The organism is Gordonia sp. NPDC003504 (assembly GCF_053587995.1).
In genome coordinates this window covers 229,800-255,628 of sequence record NZ_JBSFPC010000002.1, presented here as the reverse complement: position 1 = coordinate 255,628, position 25,829 = coordinate 229,800, and the positions used below count along the sequence as shown (strand labels likewise).

The window sequence follows — 25,829 nt, the reverse complement described above, 5'->3', positions numbered from 1 at the left end:
TGTGATGGACGACCGCGCACTCGCGGGTGATCTCGCCACCGCGGCAGGCGAATTGCTGCTGCAGATCCGCGCCGGCGGACTGGCGGGCAAACAACTCGGCAAGGAGGGCGACATGCGCTCCAACGAGTTCCTGATGGCGCAGTTGGCCAACCGACGTCCCGAGGACGCGGTGCTGTCCGAGGAATCCGCCGACGACAAGTCCCGCCTGCACGCCGATCGGGTGTGGATCGTCGATCCCGTCGACGGCACGCGCGAATACGGCATGCCCGGGCGCACCGACTGGGCTGTGCATGTGGCGTTGTGGTCGTCGGTTAACGGCGGTGAACTGATCGCCGGTGCGGTGGCACTGCCCGCGTTGGGAATCACCTACGTCGACGACGACACGGTGATCGAACCCACCCACGGTTTGGCGTCGCAGCCGAAAGGTGATCGGCCCCGTGTGGTGGTGAGTGGCTCACGGCCACCGGCCTTCTCGCAACCGGTCGCCGACGCGATCGGCGGTGAGGTGCTGCAGATGGGGTCGGCCGGTGCCAAGGTGATGGCCGTGGTGCGCGGGGAGGCCGACGCCTACGTGCACGCCGGTGGGCAGTACGAATGGGACTCGGCCGCCCCGGTGGCCGTCGCGCAGGCAAAAGGACTGTGGTGCGGTCGGATCGACGGTTCGCCGTTGGTGTACAACCGCGACGACACGTACCTGCCCGATCTCGTCATCTGCCGACCGGAGTTGCGGGACAAGATCATTGCGGTGACGTCGGCTGGCTGAGGCCTCTGAATGGAGGGTTGGCTCAGACCTCGTCGCCGACTGTGAGGGCGTCGCCGACGGTGATCAGTTGCTGCGTGGTGCCGCCGTGGCCGTCGGAGACGGTGACGGTGAAGGTGTCGTCGGTGATCGCGAGAGCGTCGTTGCTGGTGTAGGTCCAGGCGCCGGTGGCCGGGTCGACGGTGGCGATGCCGTGCGTGGGGGTAGTGGTGATCGCGTAGGTGAGGGTGTCGCCGTCGATGTCGGAGCCGGTAACGGTGCCGGTGACACTCTGGCGGAGGACCGACAGCGCGTTCGAGCCGCTGTTGGCGACGTACACCGACGACCCATCCGGGCTGACTGCGGAGGTGACCGGTCCGGCCCAGGTGAACAGATCGCCGACGACGGTCCCGGTGGCGGTGTCGACGACCCTGACCTTGCCGGTGGCGTAGTCGGTCACGAAGGCTCGTGACCCATCCTGGTTGAGGGTGACGCCCAGTAAGTACCCACCCAATTCGTTGGCGTCGACTATTCCCGTCGTGGCGGTGTCGATGGTGGTCAGGTAGCCGTTGTTCGAAGTCACATACAGGGTCGATCCATCGCCATTCAGCGCTACATCGGTCGGATTGGGGCCGACGGCGGTGGTGCCGAGGATCGTCTTGCCGAACGTGTCGACGACGGTGATCCGAGAAGACCCATACGACGTGAGGTAGGCGCGTGAACCGTCGGCGCTCACCGCGATCTGGCGGGGCGCTCTGCCCACGTCGATGGTGTCGGTCACGGTCCCGGCGGCGGTGTCGATGACCGAGATGGTGCCCGAACCCTGGTTCGTCACATAGGCATACGAGCCGTCGGCGGACAACGCGATGTCGAGTGGGCCGTCGCCGACCGGGATGGTCGAGGTGACCGTGCCTCCGGTCGTGTCGACCACCGACACCGAGTCCGAGTCCCGGTTGACCACGTAGGCGGTGAGGCCGTCAGGTGCGAGGATGACGCTCTGCGGGGTTGCGCCCACCGGCACGGTCATCAGGATCTGGCCGGTCGCGGTGTCGATGATCGCCACGCTGTTGGTCGTCGGTGTCGTGACGTAGGCGCGGGTGCCGTCGGAGTTCATCACCACGGTGTGGGCGCCTGCCGGCAGGATGATGTTGCTGCTGGTGGAGGTCCCTGTGACCTCGACCGTCGCGCTCGGTGTGTTGTTGGCCGCGCCGATGGGCACGGTGATGGTGGTCTGTGAGCCGGATTGTGTTGTGGCGGAGAACAAGTGCTGATCGGCACCGTCGGTGGCGGTGATGGTGAAGGCGTCGGTGCCCGGCAGGGTCGGGTCGGCGGCGAGGTCGTGGGCGTAGTCGGCGTCGGGGATGTAGGTGTAGGTGCCGTCGGCGTGGATGACGACGGTGCCGTGAGTGGGAGCGGTGGTCAGGGTGTAGGTCAGGGTGTCGCCGTCGGGGTCGGTGGCGCCGAGGCTGCCGGTGGTGACGCCGTCGGTGGTGGTCTGACCGCTCGGGGCGAGGGCGGGGTGGGAGTTGAGGTACCGCCGGTTGACCGATTGCCATGCGGCCCAGAGGAATCCGAGGGCTGGTGTGGGTGCGGGGGTGCCGGGTTCGGAGGCGGCCAGCGGGTTCCAGCCGAACAGGCCGAGGACGGCGGCGACGACGGCGGTGGGCGTGTTGACGACACGGTTGCCGCCCTCGTCGACGGTGTAGGGCGCTGGGCCGGTGGCGATGACGGGCGCGGTGTCGGTGGGTGCGGTGACGTCGGCGGCTGCGAATGCCACGGCGGCGCGTTCGGCGTCTGCAGGAGTCGGTGTTTCGGTGGCACTTTCGGCGGCAGGGTTGTCGGCGTTGCTGTCGGAGCCGGGCGTCGTCGGCGATGCGTCTGACGGTTCGGGTGGTGTCTCGATCGATGGCGTTCGGTCGGGCGTAATGATCGCGGCCGGAGACGACGTCGTCGACGAGTCGGCTACCGCGGCTGAGGTTTCCGGGGTCGGTTCAGTGGCCTCGGGAGTTTCGGGAGTGGACTGCGTGACGGGTGCGGAGTCGGTGGTGGGCACGGACTCGACTGCAGGTCCGGTGTCCTCGGTGGCAGGTGCCGGCTCCGCATCGGTCGCCGGGGCGGAGCTGCTCGTCGGCTCCGGGATACTCGCGGCATCCGAGGACGCGTCGGTTTCCGCCGATCCGTTTGTGTCGGGATGTGTTGTACCGGTTTCGGTGTCGGCATGGGCGACGGCTCCGAGATCGATCAAGGCGGGCGCGCCGAAGAGCAATGCCGCTCCGACGCCGACCCCGGCGGCTGCTCGGCGGGTTCGCGTTGCACGTCCGGTAACACGATGGCGGGTCATCGCCAATCCTCTCGTCGTGGCGGCGTGGTCGCCGGCCCTTGGTGTGAACCTAAGATGTGGCTGAGAGGCCGGAAAGCCCCCTCTTTGGGGGGCATACCTGTCCCGAGTCCATCGCTGCCGCCTTGACCTCAAGCGCGGTTGAGGTTCTACCGTCGGGATGCATGACCTCATCGCACAATTCTCTGACACGACCGGCGCTGCATCACCGGCAGGCGGGTATCGACGACGCGGTCGACGCCTTGCTCGACCATCTGCAGCGCGGACTCGATGACGCCGAGGCCGACACCTACGATGCCATGTTCGCCGACGACATCCTCTGGGGGACCCCCAAAGGTCAGGTGCTGCAAGGCTTCACGGATCTGAACACGATTCATCGGACGATGATGCCCGCGCGCGTCGCCCCGTCGTCACGATGCGTGGTGGCTCAGGTGCTCGCGCCCGCCCCCGGTGTGGTGATCGCCCAGATCGGACGCCACGCCGTCGACGGCGGGTTCTCCGAAATGGCGATGTACGTCCTCGCCGAACGCGACGGGCGGTGGTGGGTGGCGGCGGGTCAGAACACGCCGATCACCGGCACCCTTCCGGGACAACAGGGTTGACGTGACGAGGGCCGGTGGCAAGGTCGATCAACGACAGCGAGTTCCCGCAGTAGTTGGTGACATGCGCGATGCCCGTCGATCCGATGGTCACACCGGTGGGTCCGGCACCGACAGGCACGGCATCGTCCACCCGCATCGATTCCACGTCGATGATCGTGACGGTGTCCGCGCTCGGATCGGTGACGACGGCCATGGCACCGTCGGGTGCGGTCGCGACGAAATACGGAGCGACGTCGACGAAGATGGTCTCGACCACGACGCGCCGACGCGTGTCGATGACCGAGACCGTACGAGAGTCGGCATTGGTGACCAAGACGGTGCGGCCATCGGGTGTGATCGCCACGGAGTACGGTTGCGCACCAACGGAAATGGTGTCATCGGTGGTGCCGGACACGATGTCGACCACCGAGACGCTGTTCGAATCGGCGTTGGCGATGTAGGCGTGTCCGTCGTGACCGATCGCCATTCCGCGGGGGTTGGCGCCGACGGTGATCGTGTGAATGATCGTCGTCCGCGAGGTGTCGACGATCATGACGGTGCCGGCATCGGTGCTCACCGCCACAGCCTCGCCGCCGGGACTGGCCGTCACCGAATGCGGTTGAGTGCCGGCCACGATGGTGTCGACGACCCTCGCTGCTCCGGTGTCGATGACGGAGACGGTGCCCGAACCGGTGTTGGTCACATAGGCGGAGTTGCCGGCAATGGCGATGAGCGTGGGATTGGTGCCGACCGGAATGGTGGCCGACACACTCCCGGACGTGGTGTCCACCACGGAGACCGTGTTGTCGCGATGGTTGGTGACATAGGCGGTACGGCCGTCGGCTCCGATCGCCACACCGAACGGACCGCATCCGGTCGGGATGATTCGTGGCCCGACCATCGTAGGAAGCCCACCGGTCCACCCTCGTGACATCGTCACCGCGTCGTCCACCCCTTGATCGGTTCCCTCCCCGGACCCGAGTTTGATGGTAAGGGCGGGCGGGCGTCGGCACATGCCCCCACTTCTGGGGACATCGGGCGGGAGGGGATCAGTTCGTCGGGAGGTTGCCGGCGAAAATGTCGGCGATCGTCGTGTCGGGAAATGCCGGACAGCTTGCCGACATCAGGTCGACGACGACCCCGAGCCGGGACGGGTCGGCGGTGGCACCGTTGGCTCGCAGCACGGCGACCTGTGTCGAACGATCCAGTGTCACGAATTCCCGGCAGGTCATCGTCGTCGCGTTCGCCGGTGCGGGTACGTCACTGATAGGCGCTTCTGAACTGGACGATGTTGTCTCCGTCGTTGTTTCGTCCCAATCATCGGTGGTGGTCGTCGTCTCGGTGGTGGTGATGCCGGTGGCGTCGGGATCGGCGACAGGATCACCCTCGACGGTGCACGCGGCGAACCCGGCGACGATGATGACCGCCGCGGCCACCGCCGGTGGGACTCGTTGGGCAAGCTTCACACGTGACTCCTGGTGGGTAGCAGACCCGAGAGAACTGATGCGATGGCTGCACGGAGATCCGTTGTCTCGATACGCATCAGATCATCTTGGGATAGATTCTCGAGATCGCCCGACGCGGACAGGCGAAACTCACGTTCTTCTTCGGCGGCCTCGATGATATTGCGGATGAAGCGGCCATTACCGGCCAGGTCGGTCGCGCGGTGGAATCCTGAATGATTTTGTTGCACATCGTGATAAAGGGGAGTGCAAGCGAGTTCGAGCTCGGCCATGGCGTCCGGGGTGAGGACCGAGTCGCGACGTGCGGCCAGGTACTCGCCGATCTGCGCGAGCTCGGCGGGGGTGTAGGAATCGAAGCGGACGCGCCGGCCGAACCGCGAGGCGAGACCGTCGTTGGCGGCGAGGAATCGATCGATCTCGGAGTCATACCCGGCGATGATCACCACCAGGCGATCGCGATCGTCCTCCATCCGGGCCAGCAGGGTGTCGACGGCTTCGCGGCCGAAGGCATCGCCGCCGGAAAGTCCTTGCTGGATCAGGGTATACGCCTCGTCGATGAACAACACGCCGTCCATCGCGGAGTCGATGAGCGCCGACGTCTTGATGGCGGTGCTGCCGAGATGTTCGCCGACGAGGTCGCGACGGGTGGCCTCGACCACCTTGTCGGTGGCGATGAATCCCAGTCCGCAGTACAGTTTCGCGATCACCCGGGCAACGGTGGTCTTGCCGGTGCCCGGAGGTCCGGTGAAGGCCAGGTGCAGGCTGCGGGCGGAGGTGGACAGGCCGCGGTCGGCACGCACCTTCGCCAGTGTCGCAGCCGACTTCAATTTCGCAACCTGCTCCTTGACCGTGGTCAGCCCGATTTGGGCATCGAGTTCGCGTTGCGCATCGGCCACGAGATCCTCACCGGTGCCGCCATGTTCGTCATCGGGCGCGATTGGCTGCTGTGCGGAGGCCGGGTCCCATCGATCGCTGCGGGCGTCGATCTCGTCGGCGGTGGTGACCGTGACGCGGATGCCGGGATTGCGCATCGCGGTGGCCGCGGCGGTGAAGCCGGGATCCCGGGCGACTGCCTGCTCGAACATCGATCGGCCCTTGTCCTCCTGACCGGTCTCCCGCAGTGCGAGCCCGAGCGCATAGAGCGCGCGCGTCGCGCACGCGGGGATCGGCCCCTCGATGGCGTGCTGGAGGCGGCGTGCGCCCTCACCGAACATGCCCAGTTGGACGCAGGCGCTTCCGGCCATGTAGTCGGCGGCGGTACGCAGGTACTCATCGGTCCATCGCTCGGCGCCCGACACCGCCGAGAGCACATCCGGCCAGCGTTGCGCCGAGAAGTGCAGCACTCCGCGCATGAACTCGATGATCGGAGCGGTGACGGGTATCGCGTCGAGGACGTCGGACGCCCCGGCCAGGTCGCGGCCCCGGATCAGGGTGGCGGCGTAGGCGCAAGCGGCGTGGGCGGCGTCGACGAGCGGATAGTCGATGAACATGCCGGTGTACCAGCGGCCGACGAGCGTGCCGGGCGGCAGCCCCAGACGCCGCTGCTCGATGCCGATCGCGTCGCGGTGGCGGTAGATGGCCAGCAGTGTCTCGTCGGCGGTGTCGCTGTGGGTGCCGATGGTGCAGGCGAGCCGACCGATCCACGCGTCGGCCATCCGGGGATCCCATTCGCTGGCCCGCGCGAACGCCTTGGCCGCCTGGTCGGGATTGTCGACGGGCTCCGTGCCCTCGACCCGAATGCCCAGCGACAGAACGCCGAGTTCGAACAATTGCCGTGCCCTGCCGACGTCGACCATGCGATCCCCCCCACCCGTGCCTGCCCGCGCAGTATCGGGACAGCATAGTGGTGCTGTCCGCACCTTCGTCGGGGTCTTCGGTGGAGCGATGAACGACTGACTGCGTTGTCGTCGATCACGATGACGCTGTCATCGCTCACTCCGCCGCCTCGCCGGTCGCCCATCGCTCCACCGAATACCCCGGACGAATTTTGCGAACAGCACCACTCATCGCCGAACAGCGTCGGTTTGGTGCACTGTCTAGAATGGCCTGGTGAGTGATCAGACCGGCGCCGCGCCGCATTCCGTGGACACCGTTTCGACCGCCTCCGAGAGCCCCGATCTGCCCCAGCCGTTCCGTGAGCTCGGCCTCAAGGACGACGAGTACGAGCGCATCCGCGAGATCCTCGGCCGCCGCCCGACCGACGCCGAACTGGCCATGTACTCGGTGATGTGGTCCGAACACTGCAGCTACAAGTCGTCGAAGGTGCATCTGCGCTACTTCGGCGAGACCACCACCGACGAGATGAAGGCCGGGATGCTGGCCGGCATCGGTGAGAACGCGGGCGTCGTCGACGTCGGCGACGGCTGGGCGGTCACCTTCAAGGTCGAATCGCACAACCATCCGAGTTACGTCGAGCCCTATCAGGGTGCGGCGACCGGTGTCGGCGGCATCGTCCGCGACATCATGGCGATGGGTGCCCGTCCGATCGCGGTGATGGATCAGCTACGTTTCGGCCCGGCCGACGCCCCCGACACCCGTCGCGTCCTCGACGGCGTGGTCCGCGGTGTCGGCGGTTACGGAAACTCGCTCGGCCTGCCCAACGTCGGCGGCGAGACCGTCTTCGACGCGAGTTATGCGGGCAATCCTTTGGTGAACGCGCTGTGCGCGGGCGTTCTGCGCACCGAGGACCTGCAGTTGGCGTTCGCGTCGGGCACCGGCAACAAGATCATCCTGTTCGGTGCGCGTACCGGCCTCGACGGTATCGGCGGCGTGTCGGTGCTGGCTTCGGAGACCTTCGACGACGACGGTACATCGGGGCCCAACCGTAAGAAGCTGCCGAGTGTGCAGGTGGGTGACCCGTTCACCGAGAAGGTGCTCATCGAATGTTGCCTGGAGCTCTACCATGCCGGACTGGTGGTGGGCATCCAGGATCTCGGTGGCGCCGGATTGTCTTGTGCCACATCAGAATTGGCGTCGGCCGGTGACGGCGGCATGCACATCGAGCTGGAGAAGGTGCCGATGCGGGCGGTCGGCATGACCCCCGCCGAGGTGCTCTCCAGCGAATCGCAGGAACGCATGTGCGCGGTCGTCACGCCGGAGAACGTCGACGCCTTCCTCGCGGTGTGCCGCAAGTGGGATGTGCTCGCCACCGTCATCGGTGAGGTCACCGACGGCGACAACCTCGTCATCACCTGGCACGGCGACACCGTGGTGGACGTGCCGCCGCGCACCGTCGCCCACGAGGGTCCGGTGTACGAGCGTCCCGTCGCCCGCCCGGACTGGCAGGATGACGTGACCGCGTCGTCGACGTCGTCGCTGGCCCGGCCGTCCACCGACGACGAGCTGCGCGCAACCCTGCTGCAGATGCTCGCGTCGCCGGCGCTGTGCAGTCGCAAGTTCATCACCGAGCAGTACGACCGCTACGTCCGCGGCAACACCGTGCTGGCCGAGAACGCCGACTCCGGGGTCATCCGCATCGACGAGAAGAGCGGTCGCGGAATCGCGTTGGCCACCGACGCGTCGGGTCGCTACACCTTCCTCGACCCATACCGCGGAGCACAGCTGGCTCTCGCCGAGGCCTATCGCAACGTGTCGGCGTCGGGCGCGAGCCCGAAGGCCGTCACCAACTGCCTCAACTTCGGATCGCCGGAGGACCCGGCCGTGATGTGGCAATTCCAGCAGGCCGTCCGTGGCCTCGCCGACGGCTGTGCGCAACTCGGCATCCCGGTGACTGGAGGCAACGTCAGCTTCTACAACCAGACCGGTTCCACCGCGATCCTGCCGACCCCGGTGGTCGGCGTGCTCGGTGTCATCGACGATGTCACCCGCCGCATCCCGACCGGATTCGGCACCGAACCGGGCGAGACGCTGATCCTGCTCGGTGAGACCCGCGACGAGTTCGACGGGTCGATCTGGGCGCAGGTCGCCCACGATCACCTCGGCGGAACCGCGCCGTCGGTGGATCTCGACCACGAGAAGCTGTTGTCGGTGATTCTCACCGCGGCTTCCCGTGACGGCCTGATCTCCGCCGCCCACGATCTCAGCGAGGGCGGTCTCATCCAGGCCGTCGTCGAATCGGCCCTGGCCGGCGAAACCGGTTGCCGCATCCTGCTTCCCGAAGGTGCGGATCCGTTCGTGTGGCTGTTCTCCGAGTCGACCGGACGTGTCGTCGTCGCCGTACCGCGCACTGAGGAGTCGCGATTCTCGGCGATGCTCGACGCCCGCGGCATGCCGTGGACCCGCATCGGCGTCGTCGATCAGGGCAGCGACGCGGTGAGCGTGCAGGACCACTTCGAGGTCACGCTCGATGAACTGCGCCAGGTCTACGAGGGCACGCTGCCGGGGCTGTTCGGCTGACGACCTCGCCTTCGCGCGCACTCATTTACTTCCCGCGTACCGATATCGTTACGCGGGGAGTAAACGAGTGCGCGGGAAGCTGGTGGGCTTACGTCGACGTGCGGTCGTTGCGCGGGGTGTGACGCTGGCCGGTCCGTGTGATTCGATGAGACGACATGAACCGGGGCTGCACTGTCGTGATGGTTACAGTCCTGACGACATCGCTGAGAGGCACAACAGATGACAACACCTCCGTCCGGAAGCGATTCGGGAGCACAATCACCCTGGGATCAGCCGACCGCCTACGGGCAGCCGGGCGCGCAGTCGCATCCGGGTGCCCAGTCGTACCCGGGATACGGGCAGCAACCGCCCGCGCCGGGCGCCTACGGCCAGCAGCCGCCGGCCTCGCCCTATGGTCAGCAACCTCCCGCCTACGGCCAACCCGCCTACGGGCAGCCCGCGTACGGACAGCAACCGGCATGGGGTCAGCAGCAGCCGGCCGCCTACCCGGGGGCATACCCGCAGAATCCGTTCGGTGATCCCTACGTCCAGCCGGTGTCCCGCGGAACGGCAATCGCGGCGTCGGTGCTGGCGTTTTTGGGCGCGCTGCACATGCTCGTGTCTCTCGTCATCGCCATCTGGGTGTTCGCCTCCGATGACTACTACCAAACGGGTGCCACCGTTGTGTTGTTGTCGATCAGCATCATCATCTACCTGGCCGTGTTGGCGCTACTGCTCACCGGCGGCATTCTGTTCCTGCGTCAGAAGAAGATCGGGCGACTGCTGGTGGTGATCGGCGCGGGACTCGTGGTCGCGTTCCAGATCCTCGACGTCATCGTCACCGTTGCCGCCGGGATCGGTGCCGGGGGCGCTTACGGTGCCGGCTACGCGGCGGGAGCGGGCATCGTCGGGCTGCTCATTCTGATCTTCCCGATCGTCACCATCGTTCTCGCGCTGATCCCGCCGACGACCAGGTGGCTCAACGCCGCGCCGCGATGACGCCGTCGGCGTCGTCGGTGGTGATCTGATCCGCACGTAACGCCAACGCCCGGTCGATGTCGGGATCGTCGGCTCGGCCGAGGGTGTACACGTCGATCTCGCGGTCGCGGGCGTGGAACGCGGCGATCAGGTCGAATCCCCGGTCCGCACAGGTGAAGACGAGTCGGCGATCGAGGTAGATCACCTCCGCGCGGGGTGACGCCTCGATCGCGGCGTCGACGAACCGTCGATAGGTGCGCCACCGCAGGACGCGGTCGACCGCGCCGTGGTGGCACGGGTCGTAGCCGACGTGTAGTGCCGGGACCGCGTCGGTGAGGATGCGCACGGCCTCGGCGTCGCCACACGACAGCAGCGCGTTGCCGGCGAACGGCGTGACGGCCTCGGCGAAGGCCGCCACCGCGACGTCATCGAGATCGGCCGCGGACTCCTTGAAGTCCAACTGCAGCATCGCATCGGGGTGCATGTCGGTGAGCAGACCGGCCAGGTCATCGAGCAGTAGCACGTGCTGGTCCTCGAGGACCCCTGCGTCGTTGTCGCGGAGACAGAGAGTGCGCAGGGTGGTCGCGGGGGTGTCGGCGATGGCGCCGGTTCCGGTGGTGGCGGTGTTCAAGAAGCGGTCGTGCAGGACGGTGCAGCCGCGGTCCGCGTTCAGCACCAGGTCGATCTCCACGCTCGCCCCGGCCCGCATTCCCTCGACGATCCGGCGCGCGGTGAAGGGCGGATCACTGGCCCGCCGACGCGCACGATGCCATTTCAGGCGGGTGGTGTGGCCATCTCGGCGCAGGGCGATGGGTGCTGACGCGGACATCGCTTGAGCACTCTACGCCCACCGGCTCGACGAAAGCCCGGCACAGAACTGCAACGTGTTCTAGTTTGACTCTCATGGCATTGCGAGTGGTGGAGTGGTCGACGGGAACCGTCGGACGGCATGCGATCGCGGGCATCGACGCGCATCCGGATCTCGAGTTGGTGGGGGTGTGGGTGTCCGATCCGGCGAAGGTGGGTCGTGACGCCGGTGACCTCGCCGGTCTCGGTCGTGAGCTCGGCGTGATCGCCACCGACGACCGGGCCGCGTTACTCGCGTTGCAACCCGACGCGATCGTGCACACCGCCATGACCGACGACCGGGTGGTCGAGGCGATCGGGGACCTCACCGAGTTCGTCCGTGCCGGCATCAACGTCGTCTCGTCGGGTCCGGTGGTCCTGCAGTTCCCGCACGGCATTCTCCCGCCGGAGATGGTCGAGAACATCGAGTCCGCGGCGCGCGCCGGTGGCGCCAGTCTGCACGTGAACGGCATCGACCCCGGATTCGCCAATGATGCTCTGCCGCTGGCGATGGCGAGTCTGTCGCAGCGGATCGACGAGGTCCGGTGTCTGGAGATCGCCGACTATTCGACGTACTACCAGCCGGTGGTGATGCGCGACATCTTCGGCTTCGGACAGCCGATGGACTCCACCCCGCTGCTGCTGGCACCCGGTGTCCTCTCGATGGCGTGGGGGAGTGTCGTACGACAACTCGCCGCCGGTCTGGGCGTGCACCTCGACGAACCGCTCGTCGAGCGCGTCGAACGCGTTGCCGCCGATCGCGACTACTCGACGGTGTCGGTGGAGATTCCGGAAGGGTCCATGGCCGCACTGCATTTCGAGGTGGTCGGCCAGGTCGATGGGATCGATCGGATCGTTCTCGAGCATTACACACGCACCCATCCCGATCAGTGTCCGGACTGGCCGACCCCGGCCAAAGGCGATGGGGCGTACCGCATCCTGATCGCGGGGGAACCCGCGATGGAGGTCGAGTTCACCCATCACGGTGAGTTCGGCGATCACAACGTCTCCGGGATGATCGTGACCGCGCAGCGACTGGTCAATGCGGTCGCGGCGGTGGTGGACGCCGAGCCCGGGTTGATCACCGCACTCGATCTGCCACTGATCACCGGTGCCGGCCTGGTGACGCGCACCTCGGCACCTGCCGGTAGGTGAGGTGGGGGAGCACTATTCTCCTGCTCCACAACGCATTTCGGTCTAATCGGACATAACCGAAGCCCGTCGCTTCGGTGGTTTGGTATGCTAGCCTCAGGCGCCATGGCCACGGAGCAGCTAGTCGAGTCGCCCGCAGTGACCAATCGTCGGCAGCGTGTGCGGCGTCGAGTGAAGCGAAAGCCCGTTCGCCGCGCTTTGATCGTGACGCACCGGTGGACGTCGATCGTGCTGGGGTTGCTGCTGGTGATCGTGTGTACGAGCGGGGCCATCCTGGTGTACCAGCCCGAACTCGTCCGCGCCGCCAACTCGGAACTGTTCGCCACCACCGACACCGGCCACGAGGTGGGTTTCACCGAGGCCATCGCGGCCGTGCACGCCGCCGACCCGGATTTCGACGCCGCCTACATCTCGTCCAAGGGCGGCGTGTACTTCCTGACCGGTGACGACGCGGGTGCGGGTACCTGGTTCGTCGACGCCGGCACCGGAAAGGTCAACGGGCACGGCGACATCGACGGCGGTTTCTGGGGATTCATGGTCAATCTCCACGACTGCGGGCTGACCTGCGAGGGGTATCCCGGGTACGTCGCGTGGCTCGCCCAGCCGTCGGTGATCGCCGAGTGGGTCTGGTTCACCGCCGACATGACCTGGGGTGCGGTGATCCTGGGCGCCATGGGTCTCTTGCTGGTGTTCCTCGCGATCTCCGGCATCGTCATCTGGTATCCCGGATTACGCAAGTGGCGCAACGGATTCCGTGTCCGAATCGGGAAGGGCCGGTTCGCCCGCGACACGGATCTGCACAATGTGATCGGTATCGTCGCCGCCATCCCACTGCTGATCTGGGGACTCACCGGCATGAACTTCGAGATCCCCGGCGTCGGCAAGGTCTGGTACTCGGCGACCGGTGGGGTGGCACCGGCCGACGACGCCTACGACATGCCGACCTCGGAGGCCACCGGCCCGCTCATCTTGCTCGACACCGCGCTCGCCGCCGCCCAGGCCCACTATCCGGGATCGCATGCGACCTGGGTGGGAATGCCCTCCGACGGTGCCGAGTACTACTCCATCGATGTCCTCGCGGGTGACACCGATCTGTGGGCCGCCAACCCGACCTACCACGGCAACCGCGAACTCGGCATCGACGGGCACGACCCGACCATCATCAAGGAGTTCTCCGGAGCGCCCCGGAGTCTGTCCAACCGGATCGCCGACCAGTGGGCGCAACCCATGCTGCATTACGGGCATGCGGTCAACGGATGGTGGCGCGCACTGTGGTTCGGCTTCGGACTCACCCCGCTGCTGTTGCTGCTGACCGGCCTGAGCACCTGGCAGATCCGCAACCGCACCAACCGTCGTCGACGGCTAGCCGCCCGCGCGCGCAGGTCGGCGGGCACCGATCGCCCGGAGACCCCGGGTGCCGGCTCCGCAGCCGAGCCGGTCGGCGTCTGAGTGGTCATCACGCAGCGATGAATCCCTCGGTGGCGCTGATCATCACGGCCGCATGCGCACTGGCCGCGGTCGCGTCGGTCCTCGGCGTCACCGGCGTTGCGCACCTGCGGTGGCGCCCCACGGTGACCACCATCGTCGCGGTGGCCGTGACGGCGTGGATCGCCGGCGGAATGTTCCTGTGGCTCATCGGTAATCAGCTTCCCGCGCGTCCGGGGGTGTTCGCCGGATACGCCGCCACCGCGCTCGGGTTGGCCGCCGTGGCGGTGCCGGCCACCGGACATCTCGGGCCGCGGAGTGCGTCGCTGGTGCGGGCGGTGGTCCTGGCGCTGCTGGCCTTCGTGTGCTGGCGTACCGAATCGGTGTGGCTGACGGCGGTGCCGGGCGTCTGAGACCTGACATGACACGGTCGGGATTCTCGGGGCGATTTCCGGAATCCGATTTCGCGATGCCATTTCGACCGGCGGGAAAAGCCATTTCGCCAATACGCGGAATGCAATCATCGTATTCTCGGTGGCGCCGCTATTCCCTGGAGAGGTGAGGGCATGATCGATCGCGTGCTCGAGCAGCCGCACACGGTGCGAGAAGGTGTCGCGCAGACCCTCGACTTCCGGTGTCCGGTGGTACCGGGGAACCGTCATCGTGGTGACGTGCCGGCGGGCGCTACGCAACCGGCCATCCGGACGGCATCGGGCATTGCGATGGATCGTGTGCCCGGCGGTCTGCGGGGCTGGGTTGCGCTCCACGACTCTCCCGCGGCGTCCGCCGGGTTCGCTTCGGCCGGTGCTGTCCTGTCCCTGCTCGACGAACTCGTGACCGCCGCGCTGATGCCACTCGGGCTGGTCGCCGACCGCTGCGGAATCGACGTCGACTACATTCGTCCGGTGCCGCTCGATACTCCGATTGCGTTGAGCGCCTGGGTGAGTCATCGAGACGGTCGCCGTGTCTACACCGCCGCGTCGATGCACGTCGAGCGCCGGGTGGTGGCGCAGGGGCACGGCCGTCACCGGGTGCGACCCGCCAACCCGAACGATGCGGTGATCAGTCAGACCACGAATGCACCGGTTCGCCCTCGTGCATGAGCGCGACATAGTCACGCAGCATTCCGCGTAGCGCGTCGAAACGGCTCTCGCCGGCATCCTCGCGGGCGGCCACCGCGCGCCGCTGCCACACCGACCCGGTCTGGCCGGTGAGGCACCGGCCCTCGATCACCGACAGGTAGCGGTTGCGCGCGCGACCGGAGACGCCGAACGCACGTAACCCGTCGTCGGCGAGGGGGAGGAGCCTGCGCAGCGTCAGCTCGGCGGGGCGAACCCATCCCACGTCGGGCCAATAGAGCTGGGAATCGAGTCCGGCGCGCGCGCCGGAATGCAGGTTCTCCGCGGCCGCATTGAACGACATCTGTGACCACAACGGCCGGTCGGCCTCGACGAGGCCACGCACCACGCCGTAATAGAACGCCGCATTCGCCATCGTGTCGACGACGGTGGGGCCGGCCGGCAGCACCCGGTTCTCGACGCGCAGATGCGCCTGACCGTCGACGACGTCGTAGACGGGACGGTTCCAGCGGTAGACGGTGCCGTTGTGCAGCCGCAGTTCGTCGAGCGTGGGAATACGGCCGGCGTCGAGTTCGGCGAGCGGGTCGACATCGGTGGAGACCGGCAGCAGCGCCGGGAAGTAGCGGGTGTTCTCCTCGAACAGGTCGAAGATCGTGTTGATCCAGCGCTCGCCGAACCAGACCCGCGGGCGGACGCCTTGATTCTTCAGCTCCAACGGCCGGGTGTCGGTGGCCTGCTCGAAGACCGGGATGCGGCTCTCGTGCCACAGGGCGGTCCCGGCGAGGAACGGCGAGTTGCCGGCGAGTGCGACCTGAACCCCGGCGACCGCCTGCGCGGCGTTCCAGTGGGCGGCGAAATCCTCTGGCGCGACCCGTAAGTGGAGCTGCAGCGAGGTACACGCCGCCTCCGGCAGGATCGAATCGGTGGTCAGGTGCAGGCGTTCGCTGCTGTGATGATCGGCGACGGGGATGCCGGTGATGTCGAGTTCGATGTCCTCGCCGCGGGCGGCGAAGATCTGCTGGTTCAGCAGATCATACCGGGGGTTCGCCGAAATCCATTGGTGGGCAAAGTGTTCGGTGTGCAATGTGGGCAGCATGCCGACCATCACCAGATGGCTGGAAACCTGGGCCGCCTGTTGTTCGGCCCGATTGAGCGAACTGCGCAGTCCCTGCTCCAACGACAGGGTGTCGTCGTGGGTGAACGGCCGTGGCGAGACGTTGATCTCGATATTGAACTGGCCGAGTTCGGTCTGGTAGTCCTCGTCGGCGATGGCGTCGAGGACCTCCGCATTGGCCATCGCCGGATTCATCTCGTCGTCGACGAGATTGAGTTCCACCTCCATGCCCAGCAGCGGCTCCGGTGGCTGCCCGTGGTCGGTGAACAGACCGTCGGACAGCATGCGCGCGATCGCCTCGGTCCCGCGGCTGACCTGCCGTCGGAAACGCACGCGATCCGCGCCGGTGAAATGTTGGGCGGTGACGTCGGTCCCCATGGCAAATATCCTGCCGGAGCGAGCGGCGTGGCGGGGACGAATCGGGCGTCGCCACGCGCAGGGGGCATCATGTCAGGCGTGCCCGCTCGTAAACCCATCGATCCCGTCGCGGCGCGAGCCGCGGTGGTGGCCGTGACGCCGTGGCTACGCGACACGACGCTGCCCACCCCGGCACGCGCCGATCTGGCCGCAGCCGTCCGGCTCACCGCGCGGACCCTGGAGGACATCGCGCCGGGAAACTCCGTCGAGGTCCGGGTGCCGCCGTTCGTCGCGGTGCAATGCATCGCCGGACCCCGGCATACCCGCGGCACCCCACCCAACGTCGTCGAGACCGATCCGCGATCATGGCTGCTGCTGGTGATCGGTGACGCCGCCTTCGACGACCTCGTCGACTCCGGTGCGGTGAGTGCGTCGGGAAGTCGGGCCGCCGAGGTGGCCGGGTGGCTGCCGCTCATCCCGATGCAGCCGTGACCCGCCGCGCGGTCGGCCGAATGACCGGGATGTGAACTCCGACGCGCGGACGTGTCACAGTCACGAGATGTCGTACCAGCAGCGCCCAGTAGGAGTGACGACCCCCGCCGCTCGACGGCCCGCCCACCTTGCAGCTCAACGGTGGGCCAAGGTCGCACTGTTCTGCGCGATGTTCACCGGGATCTGGGCGATCATCGCCGCCCTGTTCGTGGCGGATCCGAAGACGAACTCCCCGGTGGCGCAGCTGGCCCTGGTCGTCCTGGTGGTCGTCTGTGGGCTGCTCGCGGTCGTCGCCCGTGCGGCGATGTCGCGGGTGCGTTACCGCGTCGCCTTGCGGAGCAGCGCGATCTGGCTGGTGGTGGCCGCGGTTGCGGGTTATCTGTTGCTGTATGCGGTGCTGATGGCGGTCGGCCCGCTGGAGTCGGACTCGCTGCGGGCCACCGGCACCGTGCTCGCCCTCCCGGTGATGGCCGGGATCTGGATCTCCCTCAACATGTGCACGCTGTTCGCGATGACGGACAAGGCGATCACGATGCGCTGGCACACCGTGCGATGGTCGGCGGTCGCGGCCGTCGTCTACACCCGGGATGAACGATCGGACGTGGTGGAGATCGGGTTGAGTCTGCATCCCGGCACGGTGCTCACCACGGGACCGATGCCGATCCGGGCCGACGAGGTGCTCACCGACCTGCCCTATCGGGTACGGATTCGGGGTTCGGCATTCTCACCGGACCGCCTGCGCCGAGCCGTCGATCAGTTCGGTCCTGTGCAGTTCGGTCCTGGGGCCGGGCTGTCGGTGGTCGAGCGAATCGGCGGCGGTGAGGTTGTGAGGCATCGCACCTCGAGCATCTGAGCCGGGAGGATCTGAGCCTGGAGCATCCGAGCGGGGAGCATCCGAGCCGGGAATACTGCCGGGCGACGCGGCGCTGCACGGTTGGAAATCGGGGTCTACCGGCCGGTAGACTCGTGAGGGTCTCCCAGCCCGATGTCGCGTTGGATCGTCCAGTGGTCGTCCATCGTGACGCGTGCATGCCGACCGATGAGTAGACCCGCCCAGCCCCAGGGAGTTCGTCGATGACCGAGCAGTCCATAGCCGGCAGAAATCTGCTGGCGCCCACGCCGCACGCCTGCGCAGCGGGTGCACCGGTCGACGAACCGGAGAACGAGCCGCGCGAGGAGTGCGGCGTTTTCGGTGTCTGGGCCCCCGGTGAGGACGTCGCCAAGCTCTCCTACTACGGGCTCTATGCGCTCCAACACCGAGGTCAGGAAGCCGCCGGTATCGCCGTCGGCGACGGCTCGCAGGTGCTGGTCTTCAAGGACCTCGGCCTGGTCAGTCAGGTCTTCGACGAGCAGACGCTGGGCTCGATGGTCGGCCACGTCGCGATCGGCCACTGCCGGTACTCGACCACCGGATCGACGACGTGGGAGAACTCACAGCCGATCTTCCGCACCACCGACGCCGGGACCGGTGTGGCGCTGGGCCACAACGGCAACCTGGTGAACACCGCCGAGCTCGCCAGCCGGGCCCGCGAACTGGGCATCAAGAGCACCGCGGCCACCTCCGACTCCGACATCGTCGGAGCGCTGCTGGCCCACGGCGCCGCCGACAGCAGCCTCGAGCAGGCGGCGATGGAACTGCTGCCGACGCTGCGCGGTGCGTTCTGCCTCACCTTCATGGACGAGCACACGCTGTACGCGGCGCGTGACCCGCACGGTGTGCGGCCGCTGTCACTCGGTCGCCTCGACCGCGGGTGGGTCGTCGCCTCGGAGACCGCGGCCCTCGACATCGTCGGCGCCTCCTTCGTCCGCGACATCGAACCCGGTGAACTCCTCGCCATCGACGCCGACGGGGTGCGCAGCACCCGATTCGCCGATGCGACGCCGCGCGGCTGTGTCTTCGAATACGTCTACCTCGCCCGCCCCGACAGCGTCATCCACGGCCGGTCCGTGCACTCCGCGCGCGTCGACATCGGCCGTCGGCTGGCGCGTGAGCACCCGGCCGAGGGCGATCTGGTGATCCCGGTGCCCGAGTCGGGCACCCCGGCCGCCGTCGGGTTCGCGCAGGAATCGGGCATTCCCTACGGTCAGGGCCTGATGAAGAACGCCTACGTCGGGCGCACCTTCATCCAGCCGTCGCAGACGATCCGCCAACTGGGTATCCGGCTCAAGCTGAACCCGCTCAAAGAGGTCATCCGCGGCAAAAAGCTTGTCGTCGTGGATGATTCGATCGTTCGTGGCAACACCCAGCGGGCACTGATCCGGATGCTGCGCGAAGCCGGTGCCGCCGAGGTACATGTCCGGATCGCGTCGAGTCCGGTGCGCTGGCCCTGCTTCTACGGCATCGACTTCGCGTCGCCGGCCGAACTCATCGCCAACGGCATGGAGTCCGAGGAGCACATGGTCGACGGTGTGCGGCAGGCGATCGGCGCGGATTCACTGGGGTACATCAGCACCGACGAGATGATCGCGGCCACTCATCAGCCGGCATCTGCGCTGTGTGCGGCCTGCTTCGACGGGAACTATCCGATCGAACTGCCCAAGGAGACCTCGATGGGCAAGGCGGTCCTCGAGCAGATGCTCGCCAACGCCGCCGGCGATGTCAGGACGGATCCGCTGGTCGCGTCCAATGACAACGTCAGTGCCGTGATGCGTCCCTGAGGTGCTCGGGTACCGTGTCATCCGTGAGTGACGCTGATTCGGCTGCCGAGAATACGAACTCTTCCGAGGGACTGTCCTACGCGGCGGCCGGGGTCGACATCGACGCCGGTGAACGGGCCGTCGAACTGATCGGGTCGCACGCCAAGCGTGCGACCCGGCCCGAGGTCCTCGGTGGCCTCGGTGGTTTTTCCGGACTCTTCGCCCTCAAGGGCAACTACCGTGAGCCGGTTCTCGCCGCGGCCAGCGATGGCGTCGGCACCAAACTCGCTGTGGCACAGGCGGTCGGCAAGCATGACACCGTCGGTCAGGATCTCGTCGCCATGTGTGTCGACGACCTCGTCGTCTGTGGTGCCGAACCGCTGTTCCTGCAGGATTACATCGCCATCGGCAAGGTCGTCCCCGAGACCGTCGCCGAGATCGTGGGCGGCATCGCCGATGGTTGCGTGATCGCCGGATGTGCGTTGCTCGGTGGTGAGACGGCCGAACATCCCGGACTGATGCGTGATGATCATTACGATCTGTCGGCCACCGCGGTCGGCGTCGTCGAGGCCGATCAGGTGCTCTCGCCGGACAAGGTCCGCGCCGGCGACGTGGTGATCGCGATGGGGTCGTCCGGCTTGCATTCCAACGGCTATTCACTGGCCCGCAAGGTCCTGCTGGACTACGGCCACATGGATCTCGGTGGGCACGTCGAGGAGTTCGGTCGCACGCTCGGTGAGGAACTGCTCGAACCCACCCGCATCTATGCTCGCGATTGCCTCGCGCTGGCCGCCGAGGCCGACGTACGCACCTTCGCCCACATCACCGGTGGTGGCCTCGCCGAGAACCTGGCGCGCGTCATCCCGGCGGGTTTGGTCGCCGAACTCGAGCGCAATACCTGGAGTCCCGCACCGATTTTCGCGATGATCGCCCAGCGCGGTCGGGTCGAGCAGTTGGAGATGGAACGCACCTTCAACATGGGTGTCGGCATGGTCGCCGTGGTGGCTCCGGAGGACACCGATCGCGCGCAGGCGGTGCTGACCGCACGGCACGTCGACAACTGGGTGCTCGGCACGATCAAGCGCAGCTCTGACTCGCACGGCGCTGCGACGCTTCGGGGAGATCACCCGCGGTTCTGACACCGTGACACGCAGTGCGCCCACTCGACGCGATATCGCGCCCACTCGATGGAGATGTGCGCCCAGTCAACGGGAAAGGGCGCCCACTCGACGGGGCCGAGGGACAACGAAACCCACCGCCGGAATTCTCCTGGAGAAGGTCCCGACGGTGGGGTTCGTGAGATCGGTGGCTGGTGGACGTCACCGAGTCGACGTCTGGGCAGTGACGTCAGATAAGAACTACGAAGGAGGAATCCGCGCGCTCAGGCGCGGCGCCACTCGTCTTCTTCGGCCCACTCGTCCACCGGATCCGGGCGGTCTGGTGAGTCCGCCGTTGTCCCCGAGAGCTCGCGCTGCAAGCTCTCGAAGTCGGTGTTCGGAGTGGAGTACTTCAGCTGACGAGCAACTTTCGTCTGCTTTGCTTTAGCCCGGCCGCGGCCCATATGGGACCCCCTCGCACAATGACGGGGCGGCCAAACGTGTGGCGGCCCCGTTCTCTAGGTAGTTGAGTATGTCGTGGGGACCAGTTTAGCGCGCGTTCTCCGATTACGCGGACTGCCCCGGTCACGCCACGCCGAGCAGCGGTTCGGCACCCTCGTCAGGACCGGGCGAGGTGCCGCGAGGCCTCCCGCGCGACCTTGGGGGCCAGGTCCGGTTGGGCGAGGAGACGTTCCAGTGCGTCGGCGTCGGTGCCGGTCAGCAGGTCGCGCACCCGCACACCGTGGTCCGGTCGATGCACGACGGTGACGGCATCGCCCGCGCCGATGGTCCCGCGGTGGACAACCCGCAGGTAGGAGCCGCTGTCGCCGCGTTGCATGAAGCGTTTGACCCACCGGTCCTCCTCGGCCCATGCGGCGAAGGTGCGGCACGGGATCCGGGGGATCGTGGTCTCCAGGACGACGCCGTCGTCGCCGATCGCCCAGCGTTCGCCGACGATCGCGTCGGTCACCGCGATGCCGGTGGTGCGCAGGTTCTCCCCGAACCAGCCGTAAGGCAGATCACGGTCGAGTTCGTCGGCCCACCGGGCGGCCTCGGCATCGTCGTAGGCGTACACAGCCTGATCCAGCCCGCCGTGATGTTTGCGGTCGCAGACGTGGTCGGTGGTCAGGCCCAGTTCGCCGACGACGATCCGGCCCTGCTGGGGTCGCTTGTCGATGGCGCTGATGCCGGCCTTGCCGAGGTCGATGTCGGCCACCACGGAACACACCGCCAGCACGACGCCGTGATCACTCATGCCCGTCACCCCCCGGCCGCCGGTCACGCCCGGCCGCGGAGCCGGTCCACGGCCGCGCGACCGGCCTGGACGTGATCGTCGGAGGCGAACGAATCCGGATCGATGCGCGCCGCGACGGGGTTCTCATCGCCCACGGTGAGATCGACGTCGGCGCCGATGCTCCGTTTGACCAATCCCAGGGCGATGGGACCCAGATCGAAGTGGTCGACGACGGTACCGAGACGTCCGACGGTCCGACCGCCCGCGGTGATCGCCTCGTCAGGTGAGGGCCGATGATCCGAGCTGCCGTCCAGATGCAGTAGCACCAGTTGCCGCGGTGACTTGCCGAGGTTGTGCACCCGGGCCACCGTCTCCTGCCCGCGGTAGCAGCCCTTGTCCAGGTGCACCGCTCCCGCCTGCTCGGGGCCGCCGATCCAGCCGGTCTCATGGGGGATGGTGCGGTCGTCGGTGTCGACGCCGAGCCGGGGGCGGACCCCGGCGACGCGCAGCGCGTCGTACGCCCAGCTCCCGGCCATCCGTGCGCCCGCCTCGACGAGTTCGTCCCACCATGTCGGCAGCAGGAATTCCGGCACGACGAGGTCGACGACGGGCAGCATCGTGGTCGAATGCGGCCCCTCGGACAGCGGTGGCATGATCCGCCAGAAGCCGAGTGGTTCGTCCTCGTGATGGGACTCGGGCAGATCGCCCACCTGATACGTCGCCGCATCCGGGTCGATCTCGAGAAGCTCGGCGATCGGGCCGGTGAACGCGCCGGGACCGATGAGGGTCAGCACTTTCATGTCGGGGCGGGCCGCGGGGGAGACCTTGGCCCAGAACACCATCCGGGTGAGGAACGTCAGCAGGGCCTCACCGCGTGCGGGTTCGGTGTCGATCCAGGTCACCTCGTCGACGTCGGTGATGACGAAGTGGTCCTCGACGCGTCCGTTGGCGTCGAGCGACAGTGCTTCGGCGGATCGCCGGTCGCCGAGATCGTCGAGACGCTGAGAACAGATGGTGTTGAGCCACGTCAGGCGTTCCGGGCCGGGCAGTTCGATGACCGTGCGGTCGCTGCGGTCGACGATGATCGCCCCGCTGATGGCCGCGCGCTGTTCGCCGAGCGGGTCGCCGTAATGCCAGGCGACCGACGATGAATCATCGGGTGCGCCCACTGCGCCGTCGACGGAATACCTGGTCAGGATGGGTGAGCGGGTCACGCGTCGAGTCTACCCGCCGACGGTGCGCCGACCGTCGTCCTCGGCTGCGCGGCCCCGCGTCCTAAGCTGTTCGGCATGTCGCAGTCGCTTCTGGTTGCCCTCGACGGAACGGTCCTCGATCCCGACGCCCCGTTCCTCTACGCCGATGACCTCGCCGCCGTGCGCGGGGACGGGATCTTCGAGACCCTGCTGATCCGTGGCGGTCGCGCCCGCGCCGTCGGACTGCATCTGCAGCGGCTGGCCCGCAGCGCGGCCATGCTCGATCTGCCGGAGCCGGACGTCGACGCGTGGCGCACTGCGATCGACGTCGCCGCCCGGACCTGGTCGGAGCGTCACGGTTCGGGCACCGAGGGGCTGGTGCGCCTGGTGTATTCGCGGGGGCGGGAGAGCGCCGGGCCGAAGCCGGAGCCGACGGCGTATCTGACCGTCGGTCCGGTCGCCGAACGCGCGACCGCGGTACGCGAGCACGGTGTCTCGGTGATCACACTCGAACGCGGGTATTCGATCGATCTGGCCGCGACGGCGCCGTGGCAACTCCTGGGGGCCAAGACCCTCAGCTACGCCACCAACATGGGGGCGCTGCGGCACGCAGCCGAACTCGGCTACGACGACGTCATCTACGTCAGCAGCGAGGGTGCGGTCCTCGAGGGTCCACGGTCGACGGTCGTCGCGGTGATCGGAGAGACACTGGTCACCCCGCCGGCCGAGATCGGCATCCTGCCGGGAACCACGCAGGTCGCGACGTTCGCGCTCGCGGCCGAGGAGGGCTGGCGCACCGAGACCCGGGTCCTCCGCCCGGCGGACCTCATCGAGGCCGATTCGGTCTGGCTGATCAGCAGTGTGACCCTCGCCGCCCGGGTCACCAAACTCAACGGGCATCCGCTGTCGGTGCCGGAGGACGCGAAGAAATTCGTCGATCTGGTCGACCGAGCGATTTCGGTTGATCGAGAATAGGGTCGATTCACGGGATCGGACATTTCGCAACGTTCGCGGCCGGTGATCCCTAACATAAACGAGACCCAGCCCACAACTGAATGTTCGGTGACGGGACCTTGGTCGGTTGTCGACGGGTGTGGCCAGGCGTAGCGTCACCATCACGAGTACTACTACCGGTAGTACTCAGCTTTCGTTCCAGTCCGTGTCTCGCAGCCCGAGCGCGGCTACGCGATTCGAGGCGACGTTGAACGCTCTGGATTTGTCCCGGTGGCAATTCGGTATCACCACCGTCTACCACTTCATCTTCGTTCCGCTGACCATCGGCCTCGCGCCGATGGTCGCGATCATGCAGACGGTGTGGCACAAGACCGGGAACGAACAGTGGCTACGGGCCACAAAGTTCTTCGGCAAGCTGTTCCTGATCAACTTCGCACTGGGTGTGGCGACCGGCATCGTGCAGGAGTTCCAGTTCGGCATGAACTGGAGCGAATACAGCCGATTCGTCGCCGACGTCTTCGGAGCGCCGCTGGCCCTCGAGGGTTTGATCGCCTTCTTCCTGGAGTCGACGTTCCTGGGTCTGTGGATCTTCGGCTGGTCGCGCCTGCCGCGGCGGGTGCATCTGGCCACCATCTGGCTGGCCGCGGTCGGTGTGACCGCATCGGCGTACTTCATCATCGCCGCCAACTCGTTCATGCAGCACCCGGTCGGGGTGGCGTGGGATGAGGCGCGCGAGCGTCCGGCGATGAACAACTTCTGGGCGGTCATCACCAACAACACGACGCTGGTCGCGTTCCCACACGTGATCACCGGTGCCTGGCTCACCGCGGGCACCTTCGTCGCGGGCATCGGTATCTGGTGGATGAGCCGGAACATGTGGCGCGCCAAGAAGCTTCGCCACGCCATCGAGACCGGTGACACCTCGGGGATGCCCAAGACCACCTCGCCCAGTCAGATCGACGCGACGCCGGAGGATCTCGAGCGTGACGCCCGCGACCTGTGGCGGCCGGTGACCCGGTTCGCGCTATGGGTGACGATCGTGTCGGGTCTGCTGCTCTTCGTCACCGGAGATCTGCAGGCGCAGATCATGTTCAAGCAGCAACCGATGAAGATGGCCGCGGCGGAATCGTTGTGCAACACCGAGGACGGTGCCGGGTTCTCCGTGCTGGCCGTGGGACGGCAGAACAACTGCAGCTCCATCGATCACCTCATCGAGATCCCGAAGATGTTGTCGTTCCTGGCCGATCACAGCTTCACCAGTGAGGTCGAGGGCGTCAATCAGCTCCAGCAGGAGTACCAGCAGAAGATGAACATGCCGGGGCAGAACTTCGCGCCGAACCTGTTCGTCACCTACTGGGCCTTCCGCGCGATGATCACCTGGGCGCTCGGATCGGTCATCATCGCACTGGGCGGCCTGTGGTTCACGCGGAAAAAGCGGGTGGTCGAATCCAGACGGTTCGGCATACTCGCGCTCTGGTTGATCCCGACGCCGTTCCTGGCCAATGCCTCCGGCTGGATCTTCACCGAGATGGGTCGTCAGCCGTGGGTGGTCGCCCCCAACTGGGTCGACGATCTCGATCCCACCCGCATCAGCATGCTCGTGCAGGACGGCGTCTCCAATCACACGCCACCGATCCTGTGGGTCACCATGATCGGTTTCACCCTCATTTACGGCGGACTCGGTGTGGTGTGGTTCCTGCTGCAACGCCGCTACGCCATCGAGGGGCCGGGCGCGCACGACAACGTCGCACCGGAGGTCGAGACCGACGACGCCGATTCCGATGAACCCAAACAACTCTCGTTCGCGTACTGAAA

23 protein-coding genes are annotated in these 25,829 nt (G+C 67.0%); 14 read left to right on the top strand and 9 right to left on the bottom strand.

The features are described 5' to 3' along the window. The first annotated feature begins 4 nt into the window (after window positions 1-4). Window positions 5-763 carry a 3'(2'),5'-bisphosphate nucleotidase CysQ gene (locus tag ACWDPV_RS05360; protein WP_449742075.1) on the top strand — a complete coding sequence of 253 codons (759 nt, stop codon included), beginning with the start codon at window positions 5-7 and terminating at the stop codon, window positions 761-763. 22 nt (window positions 764-785) lie between these two features. On the opposite strand, the gene ACWDPV_RS05355 is transcribed toward ACWDPV_RS05360, so the two are convergent. After that, window positions 786-3,080 (bottom strand): Ig-like domain-containing protein, encoded by a 2,295-nt coding sequence (locus ACWDPV_RS05355; RefSeq protein ID WP_449742074.1) that lies wholly within the window; start codon window positions 3,078-3,080, stop codon window positions 786-788. Window positions 3,081-3,241: 161 nt separating this feature from the next. Here ACWDPV_RS05355 and ACWDPV_RS05350 point away from each other — a divergent pair, with 161 nt between their 5' ends. After that, on the top strand, window positions 3,242-3,679 hold the full coding sequence (locus ACWDPV_RS05350; RefSeq protein WP_449742073.1) for an SgcJ/EcaC family oxidoreductase: 438 nt from the start codon (window positions 3,242-3,244) through the stop codon (window positions 3,677-3,679). On the opposite strand, the gene ACWDPV_RS05345 is transcribed toward ACWDPV_RS05350, so the two are convergent. The 3 genes from ACWDPV_RS05345 to eccA all read right to left on the bottom strand — a co-directional run bounded on the left by ACWDPV_RS05345 (window position 3,648) and on the right by eccA (window position 6,917). Continuing rightward, window positions 3,648-4,559 carry a YVTN family beta-propeller repeat protein gene (locus ACWDPV_RS05345; RefSeq protein ID WP_449742072.1) on the bottom strand — a complete coding sequence of 304 codons (912 nt, stop codon included), beginning with the start codon at window positions 4,557-4,559 and terminating at the stop codon, window positions 3,648-3,650. The two genes, ACWDPV_RS05350 and ACWDPV_RS05345, sit on opposite strands and share 32 nt — an antisense overlap. Before the next feature lie 148 nt (window positions 4,560-4,707). Further along, on the bottom strand, window positions 4,708-5,124 hold the full coding sequence (locus tag ACWDPV_RS05340) for a hypothetical protein (protein ID WP_449742071.1): 417 nt from the start codon (window positions 5,122-5,124) through the stop codon (window positions 4,708-4,710). Then, the gene (gene eccA, locus ACWDPV_RS05335) at window positions 5,121-6,917 is read right to left on the bottom strand and encodes a type VII secretion AAA-ATPase EccA (protein ID WP_449742070.1); all 1,797 of its coding nucleotides are present in this window, start codon (window positions 6,915-6,917) and stop codon (window positions 5,121-5,123) included. Before eccA ends, ACWDPV_RS05340 begins: the two co-directional genes overlap by 4 nt. Before the next feature lie 253 nt (window positions 6,918-7,170). Between eccA and purL the strand changes: the two genes are divergently transcribed. Together purL and ACWDPV_RS05325 are read left to right on the top strand one after the other, a co-directional pair. Then, window positions 7,171-9,477 (top strand): phosphoribosylformylglycinamidine synthase subunit PurL, encoded by a 2,307-nt coding sequence (gene purL / locus ACWDPV_RS05330; protein ID WP_449742069.1) that lies wholly within the window; start codon window positions 7,171-7,173, stop codon window positions 9,475-9,477. 219 nt (window positions 9,478-9,696) lie between these two features. Beyond that, window positions 9,697-10,455 (top strand): hypothetical protein, encoded by a 759-nt coding sequence (locus tag ACWDPV_RS05325; RefSeq protein WP_449742068.1) that lies wholly within the window; start codon window positions 9,697-9,699, stop codon window positions 10,453-10,455. Here ACWDPV_RS05325 and ACWDPV_RS05320 read toward each other — a convergent pair. Then, window positions 10,436-11,263: a glycerophosphodiester phosphodiesterase gene (locus tag ACWDPV_RS05320; RefSeq protein ID WP_449742067.1), complete on the bottom strand. Its 828-nt coding sequence runs from the start codon at window positions 11,261-11,263 to the stop codon at window positions 10,436-10,438. The two genes, ACWDPV_RS05325 and ACWDPV_RS05320, sit on opposite strands and share 20 nt — an antisense overlap. A 74-nt stretch (window positions 11,264-11,337) precedes the next feature. Here ACWDPV_RS05320 and ACWDPV_RS05315 point away from each other — a divergent pair, with 74 nt between their 5' ends. From ACWDPV_RS05315 to ACWDPV_RS05300, 4 genes are all read left to right on the top strand, one after another. Then, window positions 11,338-12,435: an NAD(P)H-dependent amine dehydrogenase family protein gene (locus tag ACWDPV_RS05315; protein WP_449742066.1), complete on the top strand. Its 1,098-nt coding sequence runs from the start codon at window positions 11,338-11,340 to the stop codon at window positions 12,433-12,435. A 201-nt stretch (window positions 12,436-12,636) separates the two neighbouring features. After that, entirely contained in the window at window positions 12,637-13,881 is a 1,245-nt protein-coding gene (locus ACWDPV_RS05310) for a PepSY-associated TM helix domain-containing protein (protein ID WP_449742065.1), read from the top strand. Window positions 13,882-13,898: 17 nt separating this feature from the next. Beyond that, window positions 13,899-14,270 (top strand): hypothetical protein, encoded by a 372-nt coding sequence (locus ACWDPV_RS05305; RefSeq protein WP_348804745.1) that lies wholly within the window; start codon window positions 13,899-13,901, stop codon window positions 14,268-14,270. A gap of 153 nt (window positions 14,271-14,423) precedes the next feature. Continuing rightward, window positions 14,424-14,960, top strand: a complete 537-nt coding sequence (locus ACWDPV_RS05300; RefSeq protein WP_348804746.1) for a hotdog fold domain-containing protein — start codon at window positions 14,424-14,426, stop codon at window positions 14,958-14,960. Here the strand turns inward: ACWDPV_RS05300 and ACWDPV_RS05295 are convergent. Further along, window positions 14,920-16,428, bottom strand: a complete 1,509-nt coding sequence (locus ACWDPV_RS05295; protein ID WP_348804747.1) for a glutamate--cysteine ligase — start codon at window positions 16,426-16,428, stop codon at window positions 14,920-14,922. The two genes, ACWDPV_RS05300 and ACWDPV_RS05295, sit on opposite strands and share 41 nt — an antisense overlap. Window positions 16,429-16,506: 78 nt before the next feature. Between ACWDPV_RS05295 and ACWDPV_RS05290 the strand changes: the two genes are divergently transcribed. The 4 genes from ACWDPV_RS05290 to purM all read left to right on the top strand — a co-directional run bounded on the left by ACWDPV_RS05290 (window position 16,507) and on the right by purM (window position 20,675). Then, window positions 16,507-16,899 (top strand): sterol carrier family protein, encoded by a 393-nt coding sequence (locus tag ACWDPV_RS05290; RefSeq protein ID WP_348804748.1) that lies wholly within the window; start codon window positions 16,507-16,509, stop codon window positions 16,897-16,899. 67 nt (window positions 16,900-16,966) lie between these two features. Beyond that, window positions 16,967-17,752: a hypothetical protein gene (locus ACWDPV_RS05285; RefSeq protein ID WP_348808748.1), complete on the top strand. Its 786-nt coding sequence runs from the start codon at window positions 16,967-16,969 to the stop codon at window positions 17,750-17,752. Between the two features lie 221 nt (window positions 17,753-17,973). Then, window positions 17,974-19,557, top strand: coding sequence for an amidophosphoribosyltransferase (gene purF, locus ACWDPV_RS05280; protein ID WP_348804750.1), 1,584 nt, complete (start codon window positions 17,974-17,976; stop codon window positions 19,555-19,557). Between the two features lie 23 nt (window positions 19,558-19,580). Beyond that, window positions 19,581-20,675 (top strand): phosphoribosylformylglycinamidine cyclo-ligase, encoded by a 1,095-nt coding sequence (gene purM / locus ACWDPV_RS05275; RefSeq protein ID WP_449742064.1) that lies wholly within the window; start codon window positions 19,581-19,583, stop codon window positions 20,673-20,675. Window positions 20,676-20,917: 242 nt separating this feature from the next. On the opposite strand, the gene ACWDPV_RS05270 is transcribed toward purM, so the two are convergent. From ACWDPV_RS05270 to ygfZ, 3 genes are all read right to left on the bottom strand, one after another. Beyond that, window positions 20,918-21,097 carry a DUF3073 domain-containing protein gene (locus tag ACWDPV_RS05270; protein WP_348804752.1) on the bottom strand — a complete coding sequence of 60 codons (180 nt, stop codon included), beginning with the start codon at window positions 21,095-21,097 and terminating at the stop codon, window positions 20,918-20,920. Between the two features lie 155 nt (window positions 21,098-21,252). After that, window positions 21,253-21,888, bottom strand: a complete 636-nt coding sequence (locus ACWDPV_RS05265) for an MOSC domain-containing protein (protein WP_449742063.1) — start codon at window positions 21,886-21,888, stop codon at window positions 21,253-21,255. 23 nt (window positions 21,889-21,911) lie between these two features. Beyond that, complete coding sequence (gene ygfZ, locus ACWDPV_RS05260) at window positions 21,912-23,081, bottom strand: CAF17-like 4Fe-4S cluster assembly/insertion protein YgfZ (RefSeq protein ID WP_449742062.1); 1,170 nt, start codon at window positions 23,079-23,081, stop codon at window positions 21,912-21,914. A gap of 75 nt (window positions 23,082-23,156) precedes the next feature. Between ygfZ and ACWDPV_RS05255 the strand changes: the two genes are divergently transcribed. After that, window positions 23,157-24,035 carry an aminodeoxychorismate lyase gene (locus tag ACWDPV_RS05255; RefSeq protein WP_449742061.1) on the top strand — a complete coding sequence of 293 codons (879 nt, stop codon included), beginning with the start codon at window positions 23,157-23,159 and terminating at the stop codon, window positions 24,033-24,035. Between the two features lie 226 nt (window positions 24,036-24,261). Next, window positions 24,262-25,827: a cytochrome ubiquinol oxidase subunit I gene (locus ACWDPV_RS05250; RefSeq protein WP_449742060.1), complete on the top strand. Its 1,566-nt coding sequence runs from the start codon at window positions 24,262-24,264 to the stop codon at window positions 25,825-25,827. Window positions 25,828-25,829 lie beyond the last annotated feature (2 nt).

Excerpts from the sequence above, each read along its gene's own strand:
- ACWDPV_RS05320 (WP_449742067.1), bottom strand. The coding sequence starts at position 11,263 with ATGTCCGCGTCAGCACCCATCGCCCTGCGCCGAGATGGCCACACCACC.
- ACWDPV_RS05315 (WP_449742066.1), top strand. The coding sequence starts at position 11,338 with ATGGCATTGCGAGTGGTGGAGTGGTCGACGGGAACCGTCGGACGGCAT.
- ACWDPV_RS05265 (WP_449742063.1), bottom strand. The coding sequence starts at position 21,888 with ATGAGTGATCACGGCGTCGTGCTGGCGGTGTGTTCCGTGGTGGCCGAC.
- ACWDPV_RS05255 (WP_449742061.1), top strand. The coding sequence starts at position 23,157 with ATGTCGCAGTCGCTTCTGGTTGCCCTCGACGGAACGGTCCTCGATCCC.
- ACWDPV_RS05355 (WP_449742074.1), bottom strand. The coding sequence starts at position 3,080 with ATGACCCGCCATCGTGTTACCGGACGTGCAACGCGAACCCGCCGAGCA.
- eccA (WP_449742070.1), bottom strand. The coding sequence starts at position 6,917 with ATGGTCGACGTCGGCAGGGCACGGCAATTGTTCGAACTCGGCGTTCTG.
- ACWDPV_RS05295 (WP_348804747.1), bottom strand. The coding sequence starts at position 16,428 with ATGGGGACCGACGTCACCGCCCAACATTTCACCGGCGCGGATCGCGTG.
- ACWDPV_RS05270 (WP_348804752.1), bottom strand. The coding sequence starts at position 21,097 with ATGGGCCGCGGCCGGGCTAAAGCAAAGCAGACGAAAGTTGCTCGTCAG.
- ACWDPV_RS05325 (WP_449742068.1), top strand. The coding sequence starts at position 9,697 with ATGACAACACCTCCGTCCGGAAGCGATTCGGGAGCACAATCACCCTGG.
- ACWDPV_RS05300 (WP_348804746.1), top strand. The coding sequence starts at position 14,424 with ATGATCGATCGCGTGCTCGAGCAGCCGCACACGGTGCGAGAAGGTGTC.
- ACWDPV_RS05305 (WP_348804745.1), top strand. The coding sequence starts at position 13,899 with ATGAATCCCTCGGTGGCGCTGATCATCACGGCCGCATGCGCACTGGCC.
- ACWDPV_RS05345 (WP_449742072.1), bottom strand. The coding sequence starts at position 4,559 with ATGGTCGGGCCACGAATCATCCCGACCGGATGCGGTCCGTTCGGTGTG.
- ACWDPV_RS05285 (WP_348808748.1), top strand. The coding sequence starts at position 16,967 with ATGTCGTACCAGCAGCGCCCAGTAGGAGTGACGACCCCCGCCGCTCGA.
- ACWDPV_RS05350 (WP_449742073.1), top strand. The coding sequence starts at position 3,242 with ATGACCTCATCGCACAATTCTCTGACACGACCGGCGCTGCATCACCGG.
- purF (WP_348804750.1), top strand. The coding sequence starts at position 17,974 with ATGACCGAGCAGTCCATAGCCGGCAGAAATCTGCTGGCGCCCACGCCG.
- ACWDPV_RS05360 (WP_449742075.1), top strand. The coding sequence starts at position 5 with ATGGACGACCGCGCACTCGCGGGTGATCTCGCCACCGCGGCAGGCGAA.